Annotated in this window: 4 protein-coding genes; 3 read left to right on the top strand and 1 reads right to left on the bottom strand. The window is 74.2% G+C overall.

The window, feature by feature from the left end; all coding sequences use genetic code 11:
• The first annotated feature begins 64 nt into the window (after nt 1–64).
• Entirely contained in the window at nt 65–472 is a 408-nt protein-coding gene (gene panD / locus ACTOQ3_RS31790) for an aspartate 1-decarboxylase (protein ID WP_440087125.1), read from the top strand.
• A gap of 3 nt (nt 473–475) precedes the next feature.
• Nucleotides 476–2107 (top strand): (2,3-dihydroxybenzoyl)adenylate synthase, encoded by a 1632-nt coding sequence (locus ACTOQ3_RS31785; protein WP_440087124.1) that lies wholly within the window; start codon nt 476–478, stop codon nt 2105–2107.
• A 101-nt stretch (nt 2108–2208) separates the two neighbouring features.
• On the opposite strand, the gene ACTOQ3_RS31780 is transcribed toward ACTOQ3_RS31785, so the two are convergent.
• A complete protein-coding gene (locus ACTOQ3_RS31780; RefSeq protein WP_440087123.1) occupies nt 2209–3618 on the bottom strand; it encodes a salicylate synthase in 1410 nt (469 codons plus the stop codon).
• Nucleotides 3619–3748: 130 nt separating this feature from the next.
• On the opposite strand from ACTOQ3_RS31780, the gene ACTOQ3_RS31775 reads away from it, so the two are divergent.
• Nucleotides 3749–15934 (top strand): amino acid adenylation domain-containing protein, encoded by a 12186-nt coding sequence (locus ACTOQ3_RS31775; protein ID WP_440087121.1) that lies wholly within the window; start codon nt 3749–3751, stop codon nt 15932–15934.
• Nucleotides 15935–15970: the final 36 nt, after the last annotated feature.

Raw genomic sequence — 15970 nt, 5'->3', positions numbered from 1 at the left:
TCGACGGGCAGAGTGGATAAGGTGAGGCTTACCTTAGTTGACCTTAGGGAAAGAGGACAGACCAGTGCAACGGGTCCTTATGAACGGAAAAATCCACCGTGCCACCGTGACCCAGGCGGATTTGCACTACGTGGGTTCCCTGACGATCGACGCCGAGCTGATGGCCGCCGCCGACATCGTCGAGGGCGAGCAGGTCCATGTCGTCGACATCGACAACGGCGCCCGCCTGGTCACCTACGCCATCACCGGCGAGGCGGGCAGCGGGGTCATCGGCGTCAACGGCGCGGCGGCCCACCTGGTCCACCCCGGGCACCTGGTCATCGTCATCTCGTACGGGAACTTCGACGACGCGGAGGTGCGGGCGCACCGGCCCAGGGTCGTCCACGTGGACGGCGCCAACCGCATCGTCGCGCTCGGAACCGACCCGGCCGAGCCGGTCGCGGGCGCGGTGGCCCAGATCGCGGGGCGGTGACCCGTGGAAGGATTCACCCCCTGGCCGGAGGAGTTCGCGGCGCGCTACCTGGCCGAGGGCTACTGGAGCGACCGGTTGCTCGGCGACGTGCTGCGCGGTGGCGACCCCGAACGGACCGCGCTCGTGGCCGGGAAGGAACGGCTGACCTACGCCGAGCTGGACCGCCGCGCCGAACGCGCCGCGGCCGGTTTCGCGCGGCTGGGCGTCCGGCGCGGTGACCGTGTCGTGGTGCAGCTGCCCAACACCGCCTCCTTCGTCGTCGTCTTCCTCGCCCTGGTCAGGATCGGCGCCGCCCCGGTGCTCGCCCTGCCCGCGCACCGCAGCAGCGAGATCGGCTACCTGTGCGAGCTGAGCGAGGCCAGGGCGTACGTCATCCCCGACGTGCACGGCGGGTTCGACTACCGCGAGCTGGCCCGCTCGCTGGCCGTGGAGCACGTCGTGGTGGACGGGGACGCCCAGGAGTTCACCGCCCTGGCCGACCTCGATCGAGGCCTCGATCCAGGCCTCGATCCCGGTTCCGATCCCGCGCTCGACTCCGGTCACGGGGCCGGCGCAGGCCCCGTGTCGTACGAGCGGCCCGATCCGGCCGACGTGGGGGTGTTCCTGCTCTCCGGCGGCACCACCGGGCTGCCGAAGCTGATCCCGCGCACCCACCGCGACTACGTCTACAACCTGGAGGCCAGCGCCGAGGTCTGCGGCTTCACCCGCGAGACGGTCTACCTCGTGGTGCTCCCGGTCGCGCACAACTTCGCGCTCGCCTGCCCGGGTGTGCTGGGAGTCTTCGCCAAGGGAGGCACCGTCGTCCTGGCACCCTCGGGGTCACCCGACGAGGCGTTCCCGCTCATCGAGCGGGAGCGGGCGACGGTGTGCGCGGTGGTGCCCCCCATCGCGCTGCTCTGGCTGGAGGAGGCGCCCTGGTCGAGCGAGGACCTGTCGTCGCTCCGGCTGCTGCAGGTGGGCGGGGCCAAGTTCGCCGCCGAGCGGGCCGCGCAGGTCCCCGGCGTGCTGGGCTGCGCGGTGCAGCAGGTGCTGGGCATGGCCGAGGGGCTGCTCAACTACACCCGGCTGGACGACCCCCGCGAGCTGGTCGACACCACGCAGGGCAGGCCGCTGTCCCCGGCCGACGAGATCCTCGTGGTCGACTCCGACGGCGCCGAGGTCGCCCCCGGCGAGGTCGGCGAGCTGCTCACCCGCGGCCCGTACACCCTGCGCGGTTACTACCGCGCGCCGGAGCACAACGCGCGGTCCTTCACCCCCGACGGCTTCTACCGGACCGGAGACCTGGTGCGGGTGCTCCCCTCCGGCCACCTCGTCGTGGAGGGCCGCGATAAGGACCAGATCAACCGGGGCGGTGACAAGATCTCCGCCGAGGAGCTGGAGAACCACCTGCTGGCCCACCCCGCGGTGCACGACGCCGCCGTGGTCGGCACCCCGGATCCGGTGATGGGGGAGCGGACCTGCGCCTTCCTGATCGTCCGGGACCAGGCGCCGACCCTCCGGGAGATCAAGCAGTTCCTCAAGGAGCGCGGCGTGGCGGGATACAAGTGGCCCGACCGCGTCGAGCTGGTCGAGACCTTCCCCCGCACCCCGGTCGGCAAGATCAGCAAGAAGGAGCTCGCCGCGAGCCTGCGCTGAGCCCCTTCACGCGGGAGATCCGCCCTCACGTGCGGGGAAGGCGCGTGAGGGCGGACGGCGGACAGTGGACGGTGTGCGGGAAACGCCGGGGTGGCGTTCCCTCAGGCGCGCGGGACCACGTACGGGGCGATGCTGGAGAGCTTCTCGCAGGTCTCCTCGTACTCCCGCTCGGGCGTCGAACCGGACACGATGCCGGCGCCGGCCCGCAGCCAGGCCCGGCCGTTCTCGCTGTAGACGGCGCGCAGCACCAGGGCGGCGTCCATCGCGCCGTCCTGGGAGACGGCCAGGACGGCTCCGGCGTACAGGCCCCTGGGCTCCTCCAGCCTGGCGATCGCGTCGATCGCCCCCGTCTTGGGGATGCCGGAGGCGGTCACGCCGGGGAACAGCGCGTCGAGCGCGTCCCAGCCGGTGCGGCCGGGGGGCAGCTCGCCGCTGACACTCGATCCCAGGTGCTGCACGCTGCCGCGCTCCTTCACCGTCATGAAACCGGTGACCCGGACCGTGCCGGGCGCGCACACCCGGTACAGCTCGTCCTGCGAGGCGCGTACGGACACCGCGTGCTCGAAGATCTCCTTGGGGTCGTTCTCCAGCTCGCGGCGGGTCTCCGAGTCCACGTCCTCGCCCCGGCCGAAGGCCCGCGTGCCGGCCAGCGGCTGGGTCATCACCGTGCCGTGCCCGTCGACGCTCACCAGCACCTCGGGACTGAACCCGGCGGACTGGAAGCCGTCCAGGTCGAGGAGGAAGGAGCGGGCCGGGGTGTTGGCGGCGCGGCCGCACGCGTACGTCGCGACGACGTCGACGGGGAACGGGATCGGCAGCCGCCGGGAGACGATGACCTTCTCGTAGAGCCCGGCGTCGATCTCGGAGATCGCCTGGGCGACCCGCGACCGGTACACGTCGCCGCCGGGGCGCACGTCGACCGGGGACGGCGCCGGTGCCGGTGGCCTGGGCACACCGCCCCGGCCGGACAGCAGCTCGGCGACCCGCTCCGCCTCGTCGGGGTCCACGCTCACCACCAGCGCGCGTCCCGCCTCGATGCGCACCTCGGTGCGCGGCACGACCAGGTGGGCGAGCCTGCCCGCCGGGGTGAGCGCGGCGAACTCGAACGCGATCCAGCCGTAGGCGTTCCAGACCGGCCACGGGGCGGCCCGCAACGCCGCCTCCAGCGCCGCGGCCGGACGGCCGGACCACGGCTCGTCCACCGAGTCCGCCGAGTTCACCGAGTCGAGCGAGCCGAGCGAGACGAGCGACTCCAGCGGGTCCATCGAGGTCGCGGAGGTCAGGGAGGGCCCGTCCAGCCAGCGGCTGCGCACGACCCCGGGTTCGAGGATCACCTCGCCCGCCACCCCGCCCGCGAAAGTCCACAGGCCCGGTCGCTCGTACACGGTGTAGTCGTCGAACAGTCCGGACCCGGCCAGGCGGGTGACCAGACGCAACGGGTCGGTCGCGCTCTCGACCACTATTTCCGCGCGTTTCTCGTCCGTGCGGACACCAAAGGACAACGAACCCACCCCTCTGCGAAACCGGGCAACACCGATCAATTTAGGTAAGGCTAACCTTGTGTCGATTTAAGAGGCAAGGCTAACCTAAGTGTTAATACGGGACAGCGTGCCCGACCCGGCCCCGAAGGAAGAGTTGAGCGTGCGGGAACAGCAGCAGGACGTTGCACGGCGGCGCGAACTGATGCGGCGGATGATGGCCGAAGCGGGGCTCGGCCTCGACAAGGACCGCATCACTCCACGCCGCTCCGGTGGCCCCGCCCCGCTGTCCTACGCGCAGCAGAGCATGTGGCTGCACCACCGGACGTTCCCCTCCAGCCCCGCCTACAACGTGTGCCTGCTGGTACGCATGTCGGGCGCGCTCGACACCGACGCGCTCCGTGAGGCGCTGCGCGCCCTCCTGCGCAGGCACGCGGTGCTGCGCACCGTCTACGACGAGAACGACGAGGGGACGCCGTTCCAGCACGTCGTCGCCGACGACTCCCTCGACCTGCCGGTGCGCGACCACGCAGAGGCCGACGCCGAGGCGCACGCCGCGCGGCTCGCGGCGCTCCCCTTCGACCTGCGTGCCGACCGGCCGATCCGGCTGGAGCTGCTCCGGTTCGGCGGCGACAGGTACGGTCTGGTCCTGGTGGTGCACCACATCGCCTGGGACGGCATGACCTGGGGATCGCTGTCACGCGACCTGTCGGCCCTGTACCGCGCCGCCGTCTCCGGTGAGCCGCACGGCCTGCCCACGCTGACCGTGCACTATCCCGACTTCGCCGTCTGGGAGCAGGACCGCCCGCACTCGGCGGAGGAGATGGACTACTGGCGGCGGCGCCTCGACCCGCCGCCCGCGCCCCTCGACCTGCCCGCCGACCGCCCGCGCGGCGCCACCGCGTCCGAGCGGGGCGGGCGCAGGGCACGCCGCTTCGACGACGCCGTCACCGCCGGGATGCGGGAGCTGGCCGTCAGGGAGAACCTCACCCCGTACATGGTGATGCTCGCCGCGCACGCGGTACTGCTGCACCGCTACACCGGCGCGACCGACGTCGCGATCGGCTCGGCCGTGATGAACCGCGAGCACACCGAGATCGAGCGGCTGGCCGGGAACTTCGGCAACACCCTCGTGCTGCGCACCGACCTGTCCGGCGCGCCCACCTTCCGCGAGGTCCTGCACCGGGTCCGCGACACCTGCACCGAGGGGTTCGCGAACCGGACGCTGCCCTACGACACGATCGTGCAGGAGCTGCGGCCCGCCCGCAGGCGCGGCGGCTCGCCGTTCTTCGACACCATGTTGCTGTTCCTCGCCCAGGAGATCGGCGAGCTGGACCTGCCCGGCGTCACCACGAGCTGGACGCACATCCACAACGGCACCACCCATTTCGACCTGTCGCTGGAGGCCTTCGTCCGGTCCGGCGGGATGACCGTCGAGGCCACCTTCCGGCGCGAGCTGTTCGACGACGAGCGCGTCGACGCCCTCCTCGCCCACCTGGAGACGCTGCTCGGCGACGCGGTGAGCCGTCCTGACCAGCGGATCGCCGACCTGGAGCTGCTCGGCGCGGCCGAGTCGGCCCTGCTCGCGGAGTGGAACGACACCTCGCGCCCCGTCCCGGACACGACGGTGACCTCCCTGTTCGAGGAGCAGGCCGCCCGCACCCCCGGCGCGGTCGCCGTCGACGGCGCCGGCGGGACCACCCTCACCTACGCCGAGCTGGACCTGCGGGCCTCGGCCCTCGCCCGGACGCTGCGCGAGCGCGGCGCGGGACCCGGCGAGGTCGTCGCGCTGGCCCTGCCCCGCACCCCCGACCTGGTGGTCGCGCTGCTGGCCGTGCTGAAGTCGGGCGCCGCCTACCTGCCGCTGGACCTGGACCACCCGGCCGACCGGCTCGCCTACATGCTCCGGGACGCGGCCCCGCTCTGTGTGATCGCGACCCCGGAGACCGCCGCCCTCCTCCCGCCGGGGACCGAGACGCTGACCCCGGGCGACGCGTCCCCCGGCACGAGCGAGCCGTCGTTTCCGGTCCGGGGCGGCGACCTGGCGTACGTCATCTACACCTCGGGCTCCACCGGCCGGCCCAAGGGCGTGGCCGTCCCGCACTCCGCGCTCACCGCCTTCCTCCTCACCATGAGGGAGCGCCTGGCCCTGGACGCCGGCGACCGGCTGGTCGCGGTGACCACGATCGCGTTCGACATCGCCGCGCTGGAGCTGTACGTGCCGCTGATCAGCGGCGCGACCGTCGTGCTGGCCGGACGCGAGACCGTGCGCGAACCGGCGGCGCTGGGCGCGCTGCTCGCCGGGGCGACCGTCGTCCAGGGCACCCCGTCGCTGCTGGGCTCGCTGGACCCGGCCGCGCTGCGCGGGCTGCGGGTGCTCGTCGGCGGGGAGGCCCTTCCGGCCGCGCTCGCCGAGACCCTGCACGCGTCGGCGGCGTCGGCCGTCAACGTGTACGGGCCGACCGAGGCGACGATCTGGGCGACCTCCGCCGAGCTGCCGTCGTCCGGGATCGGCAGGCCGTTCCCCAACACCCGCGCGTACGTCCTGGACGCCGCGCTGCGCCCCGCCCCGGTCGGCGTCCCCGGCGAGCTCTACCTCGCGGGGACGCAGCTGGCCCGCGGCTACGCGGGCAGGCCGGGCCTGACCGCGGAACGCTTCGTCGCCGACCCCTTCGGCCCGCCGGGCGAGCGCATGTACCGCACCGGCGACCTGGCCCGGTGGGGCCGCGACGGGACGCTGGAGTACCTGGGACGCACCGACGACCAGGTGAAGATTCGCGGCTTCCGCATCGAGCCCGCCGAGGTGCAGGCCGTGCTCGCCGCCCACCCCGGCGTCGCCCAGGTCGCCGTCGTGGTCCGCGAGGACACGCCGGGCGAGAAGCGGCTGGTCGCGTACGTCGTGCCGGACGGCGACCTCGACGAGGCGGACCTGCGGGCGGCGGCGGCCGGAGCGCTGCCCGAGTACATGCTTCCCGCGGCGACGGTCCTGCTCGAGGCGCTGCCGCGCACCGTCAACGGCAAGCTCGACCGGGCCGCGCTGCCCGCGCCGGAGGTTCAGGTGTCGAGCCGGGGACCGCGCGACGACCGCGAGGCGGCGCTGTGCGCGGTCTTCGCCGAGACCCTCGGCCTGGACGCGGTGGGCATCGACGACGACTTCTTCGCCCTGGGCGGCCACTCCCTGCTGGCCACCCGCCTCGCCGGGCGGGTGCGCGCCGCGCTCGACGCCGAGCTCACCATCGCCGACGTCTTCGAGGCGCCCACGGTCGCCGCGCTGGCGCCCAGGCTGGTACGGGGCACCCGGCCGAGGGTCCGCGACGTGACCCGGCCCGAACTCGTCCCCGCCTCGCCCGCCCAGCGCGGCTTCTGGTTCGAGGAACGCCTGCGCGGCCCCTCTGCCGCCGACGCGCTGCCGCTCGGCCTGCGGCTGCACGGACCGGTCGACGTCGACGCGCTGCGCGCCGCGTTCGGCGACGTCGTCGCCCGGCACGAGGCGCTGCGCACCCTGCTGGAGGAGGGCCCCGACGGGCTGCCGGTCCAGCGCGTCCTCGACACCGGCGAGGCGGCCTTCGACGTGGTGGACGCGCGCGGCTGGTCCGAGGAGCGGCTGCGCGCGGCCGAGACCAGGGCCGCCTCGCACGTCTTCGACCTCGGGACCGACCTGCCCGTCCGGGCGACCCTGCTGCGGGTCTCCGCCGAGGAGTCCGTGCTCGTCGTGCTCCAGCACCACGCCGCCGCCGACGAGTGGTCGTTCACCCCGCTGCTCGCCGACCTGTCACGCGCCTACACCGCCCGCACCACGGGCACCGCGCCGGACTGGGCGCCGCTGCCCGTGCAGTACGCCGACTACGCCGTCTGGCGGAGCGAGTCCCCGGCCCCCGCCGGCCAGCTCGACTTCTGGGAGCGGACGCTGCGCGGGCTGCCCGAGGAGAGCGCGCCGCCGGCCGACCGGCCCCGTCCCGCCGAGGCGAGCCACCGGGGCGGGCTGGCGCCGTTCCGGCTGCCGCTGGCCGGGGCGCGACGGCTCGCCCTGGAGACCGGCACCAGCGTCTTCATGGTCCTGCACGCAGCCGTGGCCGCGCTCCTGCACCGGGCCGGCGCCGGCGACGACGTGGCGCTCGGCTCGCCCATCGCGGGCAGGCCCGACGAGGACCTCGCGGACCTGGTCGGCGTGTTCGTCAACCTCGTCGTGCTGCGCACCGACCTGACCGGCGACCCCACCTTCACCGAGCTCCTGGAACGGGTCCGCCACACCGACCTGGCCGCGTTCTCCAACGCGGACGTACCGTTCGAGCAGGTCGTGGAGCGCCTCGCCCCGGAGCGCTCGCTCGCCCGCAGCCCGCTGTTCCAGGTGATGATCGTCCACCAGCGGCTGGAGGACGTGCGGCTGCGGCTGCCCGGCGTGCGCGCCGAGCCGTTCCTGCCCGAGACCGGCGGCGTCAAGTTCGACCTGGACATCTACTTCGCCGAGGGCGAGGAGCTGATCGAGGGCTTCGTCGCCTACGCCACGGACCTCTTCGACGCCGAGACCGTCACCGGCATGCTCGCCGAGCTCGGCGCGCTGCTCGACCAGGTCACCGAGGACCCGGCGCGGCGCCTGTCGTCGCTCGGCACCCCGCTCCAGGGGCTCGCGCGGCCCGACACCGCCCGCGAGTTCGCCCCGCTCACCGTCGCCCAGCGGATCGAGGCGCAGGTGGCGCGCACCCCGCACGCCACGGCCGTCGTCACCGGCGGCGTCACCGGCGGCGTCACCGGCGGCGTCACCGGCGGCGCGGCGACCCTCAGCTACGCCGAGCTGGACGAGCGCGCCGAGGCCCTCGCCGACCGGCTCGCCGCGGCGGGGGCGGGCCCCGAGGAGATCGTCGCGATCGCGCTGCCCCGCTCGGCCGAGTTCGTCGTGGCCCTGCTCGCCGTGCTCAAGACCGGCGCGGCCTACCTGCCGATCGACACGACCTACCCGCGCTCCAGGATCGACCTGATGCTCGACACCGCCAGGCCGCTGCTGGTCCTCGGCGCCGACGAGCCGCCGCGGGACGCCCCGCCCCGTGCCGGGGTCGAGGTCCGCCCCGACCACCCCGCGTACGTGATCTTCACCTCGGGGTCCACCGGGACTCCCAAGGCCGTCGTCGGCACCCAGCGGGCGCTGGCCAACCGGCTCGCCTGGGGCGCGGACCTCGCCCCCACCGGCGTGCGGGTCGCCAAGAGCTCACCGGCCTTCATCGACGGCAGCACCGAGCTGCTCGGCGGCCTCGTCGCCGGTGACACCGTCGTCGTCGCGGACGACGACACCGCCACCGACGCGCTCGCCCTGACCGAGCTGATCCGCCGCCACGATGTGAACCTGGTGACGGTCGTGCCGAGCCTGCTGGCCGCGCTCATGGAGACGGAGGAAGCGGGGGAGGCCGCGCGGGCCGGGGGGGCCGGGAAACCGGGGGAACGCGGGAAGCTCGGTTCGGTCACCACGTGGGTGAGCAGCGGCGAGGCCCTGCCCGCGGCCCTGGCCGCGCGGGTCCCCGCCCGGCTGGTCAACCTGTACGGCTGCTCGGAGGCGGCCGGCGACAGCCTGATCGCCGAGGGCGCCGGCGGGCTCGTCCCGATCGCCAACACCGCGGCGTACGTCCTGGACGCCGGGCTCCGCGAGGTCCCGGTCGGCGAGCTCTACCTCGCCGGGGACGGCCTGGCGCGCGGGTACCTCGGCGACCCGGCCCGCACCGCCGAACGGTTCGTGGCCAGCCCCTTCGGCCCGCCGGGGTCGCGGCTCTACCGCACCGGCGACCGGGTGCGCCGCCGCCGCGACGGCTCGCTGGAGTTCCTGGGCCGGGCCGACGACCAGGTCAAGATCCGAGGCTTCCGCATCGAGCCGGGAGAGGTCGAGGCGGTGCTCGCCGCGCGGCCGGGCGTGCGCCAGGCGGCCGTGGCGGCCCGCTCGGGACCGCGCCTCGTCGGCTACGTCGTGGGCGAGCCGGGTCTCGACCTCGACGCGCTGCGGGCCGGGCTCGGCGAGATCCTGCCCGGCTATCTCGTCCCCTCCGTGCTCGTCGGCCTCGACGAGCTGCCGCGCACCCCCAACGGCAAGCTCGACCGGCGCGCGCTGCCCGAGCCCGCCGCCCGCGAGGGCCGGGCGCCGCGGACCGGCGCCGAGTGCGCCATCGCCGGGCTCGTCGCCGAGACCCTCGGGCGGGACGGCGTCAACGCCGACGACGACTTCTTCCGCACCGGCGGCGACAGCATCAGCGCGGCCCTGCTGGTGGGACGCGCCCGCCGCGCGGGCCTCCCCTTCACCGTCCGCGACGTCTTCCGGCTGCGTACAGTCGAGGCCCTGGCCAGGGTCGCGGCCCCGTCCGGTGCGACCCCGCCCGGTGAGGGCGAGGCCCTTTCCGACGCGGTCCCGTCCGGTTCCGGTGCGGTCCCGTCCGGCGAGGTCGTGGCGGGCGGGCCGGTGGAGGGGCGGGCCGAGCTGCCGCTGTCGCCGCTGCAGGAAGGCCTGCTGTTCCACCTGATGCTCGCCGGTGAGGACCGCGACATCTACGTCCAGCAGGCCGTGGTGACCCTGGCCGGGCCCGTCGACCCCGACCGGCTGGCCGGGGCCGCGCGCGAGGTGCTGCTGAAGTTCCCCAACCTGCGGGCCGGGTTCCGCACCGACGGCGGCCGTACCGTGCAGTTCGTCCCCGAGCACTTCGAGGTCGACTGGACCTACGCCGAGACCGGTGACCCGCACGCGCTGGAGGCGTTCGTCGAGGCCCAGCGCGCACGGCCGTTCGTCCCCGACGAGCCGCCGCTGATCCGCTTCGCGCTGGCCAGGGTGGGCGAGGACGACTTCCGGCTGGTGCTCACCTCCGAGCTGATCCTGCTGGACGGCTGGTCGGGCGGCCTGCTGGTCACCTCGCTGCTGGAGTTCTACACCGACTCCGCCGCCGAGTGGGCCCGGCCCGCCGTCCCCTTCCACGCCTATCTCGACTGGGTGAACGGCCAGGACCGGCAGGCCACGATCAAGACGTGGGGCCGCAGCCTGGAGGGGCTCGACGAGCCGACCCTGCTGCGGCCGGAGCTGGCCGACCGCCCCGCCGACCTCGCCACCGCGGGGGAGATCCACCGCGCGCTGCCCGAGGACCTCGCCACCCGGCTCGGCGCCCTCGCCCGCGAGTCGGGCCTCACTCTCGGCACCCTGTACGAGAGCGCCTGGGGACTGCTCCTGGCCGGTCTCACCGGCCGCGACGACGTGGTCTTCGGCGTCTCGGTGTCCGGCCGGCACCCCGACGTCGACGGCGTCGAGTCTGTCGTCGGCCTGCTGTTCAACACCGTTCCCGTCCGGGTGCGCGCCTCGGCGGCCGACCCGCTGCGCACCGTTCTGGAGCGGGTGCAGACGTTCCAGTCCGAGCTGTTCGACCACTCCTACGTCGCGCTCGCCGACGTGCAGCGGGTGACGGGACTGGGCACCCTGTTCGACACCCTCTTCGTGTTCCAGAACTTCCCCGGCATGCCCACCGGGCGCGGCTTCGGCCCCGGCGGCGACGTGCGGGTGACCGGCCGCCAGGTCCGCGACGCCACCCACTACCCGGTCACCATGGTCGTCGAGCCCGGCGCGGGCCTGCGCGTCATGTACCGGGGTGACGCCTTCACCGAGGCCGAGGCCGAACGTCTCACCGACCGGTACGTGCACATCCTGGAGACCCTCGCCACCGCGCCCGACACCCCCTGCCACCGGCTCGACCTGCTCCTGCCCGACGAGCACGACGGGCTGCGCCGCGACTGGGCCGAGGCCGAGCGGTTCGTCCCCGACCTCACCATCGCCGAGCTGCTCGCCGAGCAGGCCGCCCGCACCCCGGACGAGCTCGCCCTGGTCTCCCAGCCCGACACGCGGCTCACCTACGCCGAGCTGGACGCGGCGGCCAACCGCCTGGCCCGGCTGCTGAAGGCGCACGGCGCGGGACCCGAACGGGTGGTCGCCCTCGCGCTGCCCCGATCCGCCGAGATGGTCGTCGCGCTGTTCGCGGTGCTCAAGACGGGCGCCGCCTACCTTCCCCTGGAGCTGGACTACCCGGCCGACCGGCTCGACTTCATGCTGGCCGACGCCGCCCCCGCCTGCCTGGTCTCGCACCGCGACATCGCCGCCGGACTGGCGAACCCGGGCGCCTCGATCCTGCTCGACGACCCCGCCGTGCGGGAGACGCTGGCGGGCCTGCCCGGCACCGGGCTGACGGCCGAGGAACTGCCGGGCTTCGGCAGGGACGTGCCCGGACGGCTGGAGCACCCGGCGTACGTGATCTACACCTCCGGGTCGACCGGGCGGCCCAAGGGCGTGGTCACCCCCTACCGGGGCCTGACCAACATGCAGTTCAACCACCGGGCCAACATCTTCGACCCGGTGGTGGCGTCCGCCGGGCGGCGGCTGCGGATCGCGCACACCGTGTCGTTCTCCTTCGACATGTCGTGGGAGGAGCTGCTCTGGCTCATCGAGGGCCACGAGGTGCACGTCTGCGACGAGGAGCTGCGGCGCGACGCCGAGGCGCTCACCGAGTACCTGCGGCGCCACCGGATCGACGTCATCAACGTGACGCCGACCTACGCGCAGCAGCTGCTGGAGGAGGGACTGCTCGACGGCGAGCACCGCCCGCCGCTCGTGCTGCTGGGCGGCGAGGCCGTCCCGGCGGCCGTGTGGGACCGGCTCGCCGAGGCCGAGGGGGTGCTGGGCTACAACCTCTACGGCCCGACCGAGTACACCATCAACACGCTGGGCGGCGGCACCGAGGACAGCGCCACGCCCACGGTCGGCAAGCCGATCTGGAACACCCGGGGCTACGTGCTCGACGGCTGGCTGCGCCCGGTCCCGCCCGGCGCGCCGGGAGAGCTCTACATCGCCGGGGCCGGCCTGGCCCGGGGCTACCTCGACCGGCCGGGCCTGACCGCGGAACGCTTCGTCGCCGACCCGTTCGGCGGCGGCCGGATGTACCGCACCGGCGACCTCGTACGGGTGCGCCCGGACGGCAACATCGACTTCCTCGGCCGTACCGACGAGCAGGTGAAGATCCGCGGTTACCGGGTCGAGCTGGAGGAGGTCGAGACCGCGCTGGCCGCCGAGCCCGGTGTCGGGCAGGCCGCCGTCATCGCCGCCGGCACCGAGGTGCCCGGGGTGAAGCGCCTCATCGGCTACGTGGTGCCCGACGGCTCCGCGCGCCCCGACGCCGAGCGCGAGCACCTGGCCGAGTGGCGGCAGATCTACGACGCCGAGTACACCGAGATCGGCACGGCCGTCCACACCGAGGACTTCGCGGGCTGGGACAGCAGCTACGACGGCTCGCCCATCCCGCTGGAGCACATGCGCGAGTGGCGCGAGACCACCGTGGCCCGCATCGAGGCCCTCGGGCCCCGGCGGGTGCTGGAGATCGGTGTCGGCACCGGCCTGCTGCTGTCGCGGCTCGCCCCCGGCCGCGACGAGTACTGGGGCACCGACTTCGCGGCCCCCGTCATCGCCAAGCTCGCCGCCGACCTCGGCCCCGACTCGCCGGTGCGCCTGAGCTGCCAGGCCGCGCACGACACCACCGGCCTGCCCGCCGGCCACTTCGACACGATCGTCGTCAACTCGGTGGTCCAGTACTTCCCGAGCGCCGGATACCTCGCCGACGTGATCGCCGCCGCGATGGACCTGCTCGCCCCCGGCGGCGCGCTGTTCGTCGGCGACGTGCGCGACCTGCGGTCGGTGCGCTGCCTGCACGCGGCGATCCAGCTCGGCAGAGGCGGGAACGGTGACGGCGACGGCACCGGAACCGGCACGGCGGCGATCGACCGGGCCGTGCGGATGGAGAAGGAGCTCCTCCTCGACCCCGCGTTCTTCGCCTCCCTCGGCCTGGCCGCGCGGGTGGAGGTCCGGACCAAGCGGGGCGTCCACCACAACGAGCTCAGCAGGCACCGCTACGACGTGACCCTCTGGAAGTCGCCCGTCGCGCAGCCCGCCGAGACCCCGGTCGTGGACTGGGCGGGACCGGAGGACCTGGCGGCCCGCCTGTCCGCCCGCTCCGGGCCGCTCCGGGTGCGCGCCATCCCCGACCCCAGGCTGTCGGCCGAGCTCGCCGCGCTGCGCGCGCTGGAGGGCGGCGCCTCCCACCGGGAGGCCCGCGAGCTGCTGCGGGCACCGGCGGAGGGGATCGAGCCCGAGCTGCTGTACGCGCTCGACCCCGGCGTGGTGACCACCCCCTCGGACGAGGTCGGCCATTACGACGCCGTCTTCGGCGGAGGGGCCGCCTTCCTGCCGGCGGACCCGGACCGCAGGCCCGCGTCGTACGCGAACAACCCGGCGGCGGCCCGCGACCACGGGGCGCTCGCCGCGCGGGTGCGCGAGGGGCTCAAGAGGCGGCTGCCCGGCTACATGGTGCCGAGCGCGGTGGTCACGCTGGACGCGCTGCCGCTGACCGTCAACGGCAAGCTGGACCGGCGGGCGCTGCCCGCCCCCGACCGGCAGGGCCCGCGCGGGTCGGGCCGCGCCGCCAGGACCGCGGTGGAACACCTGCTGTGCACCCTGTTCGGCGAGGTGCTCGACGTCTCGGGCGTCGGCATCGACGACAACTTCTTCGACCTGGGCGGGCACTCGCTGCTGGCGACCCGGCTGGTCGGCAGGGTGCGCGCGGTGCTGCGCACCGAGCTCGCGATCCGCGACCTGTTCGAGGCGCCGAACGTCGCCGAGCTGGCCACCCGGCTGCACGACCGGGCCGGTGCCACGCTCAGGCCCCCGCTGGCGCCCAGGGAACGGCCCGAGCGCGTCCCGCTGTCGTACGCGCAGCGCAGGCTCTGGCTGATCGACCAGATCCTGCGCGAGGACGACGGCCCCCGCGAGGCGTACCACCTGCCGCTAGCCGTGCACCTGCGCGGCGAGCTGGACGTGGACGCGCTGCGGGCCGCGATCGGCGACGTGACGGCCAGGCACGAGAGCCTGCGCACCGTCTTCGCCGAGCACGAGGGCGTGCCCTACCAGCGGATCCTGCCGCCGGAGCAGGCGCGGCCGGTCCTGGAGATCACCACCTGCCCGCCCGAGGAGGTGATCGCGCGGCCGTTCGACCTCGCCACCGAGATCCCGCTGCGGGTCGCGCTCATCCCGGAGGGGGAGGACGAGCATCTGCTGCTCGCCGTGTTCCACCACATCGCGTTCGACGAGTGGTCCTTCGGGCCGTTCGCCGGGGACGTGGCCCGCGCCTACGCCGCGCGGCTGGACGGGACGGCACCCGAGGGCGTGCCGGGGTGGAAGCCGCCCGCCGTGCAGTACGCCGACTACACGCTCTGGCAGCGTGAACTGCTCGGCGACCCCGTCGACCCGGGCAGCCTGCACGCCCGCCAGCTCGCCTACTGGGCCAAGGCGCTGTCGGGCATGCCGGAGGAGATCCCGCTGCCGGTGGACCGGCCCAGGCCCGCCACCGTCGGCCAGCGCGGCGGGACCACGACCAGGCGGCTGCCCGCCTCGCTGGTCGGGCGGCTCCGCGAGCTGGCGCGCGGAGCCCAGGCCAGCATGTTCATGGTCTGCCAGAGCGCGGTCGCCGCGCTGCTGCACCGTACGGGCGCGGGGGAGGACATCCCGCTGGGCAGCCCCGTCGCGGGCCGTACCGACGAGGCGGCCGGTGACCTGGTCGGCTTCTTCGTCAACACGCTCGTGCTGCGCGCCGACACCTCGGGAGACCCCTCCTTCGCCGGGTTGCTCGCCCGCGTCCGTGACACCGACCTGGCCGGGCTCGCCAACCAGGACCTGCCGTTCGAGGCGCTCGTCGAGGCGCTGCGGCCCTCCCGGGTGCCCGGCAGGAACCCGCTGTTCCAGGTGATGGTCGGCTACGAGAACCAGGCCATGGGCGACGTCCGCTTCCCCGGGCTGCGGCAGCGGGAGGCGCTCTTCAGCCCGCCCGCGGCGAAGTTCGACCTCGACTTCATCTTCCGGGAGAGGGGGGAGGAGCTCCATCTCGTCGTCGACTACTCGGCCGACCTGTTCGACCCGGCCACGATCGACACGATGATCGGGGCGCTCGTCGGCGTGCTGGAGGCCGTCGCGGCCGACCCCGAGGCGCGCCTGGGCGAGCTGCCCGTCACGCTCACGGCCCGTACGGTCACCGGGGCTGGCGCCGGGACCGGTGAGGGCCGCGGCGGCGCGATCCGGCGCGACGACGACCGCGAGGCGATGCTGTGCCGGGCGTTCGCCGAGGTCCTGGAGGTGGACGCGGTCGGCCCGCACGACAATTTCTTCGACCTGGGCGGGCACTCGCTGCTCGTCATGCAGCTGGTGCGCCGCATCCGGCGGGAGCCGGGCTGCGCCGGAGTGAAGGTCGCGACGCTCATGACAGCCCAAACCGTGGCAGAACTCATGAACCGCCTGGAATGAGGCGCTTCACACAACCGTCAAAGATTGTTAGGTTAG

This window comes from Streptosporangium sp. LJ11, assembly GCF_051918945.1.
GTDB lineage: Bacteria > Actinomycetota > Actinomycetes > Streptosporangiales > Streptosporangiaceae > Streptosporangium.
The sequence above is the reverse complement of the archived record's forward strand: the minus strand, read 5'-3'. Positions and strand labels throughout refer to the sequence as shown.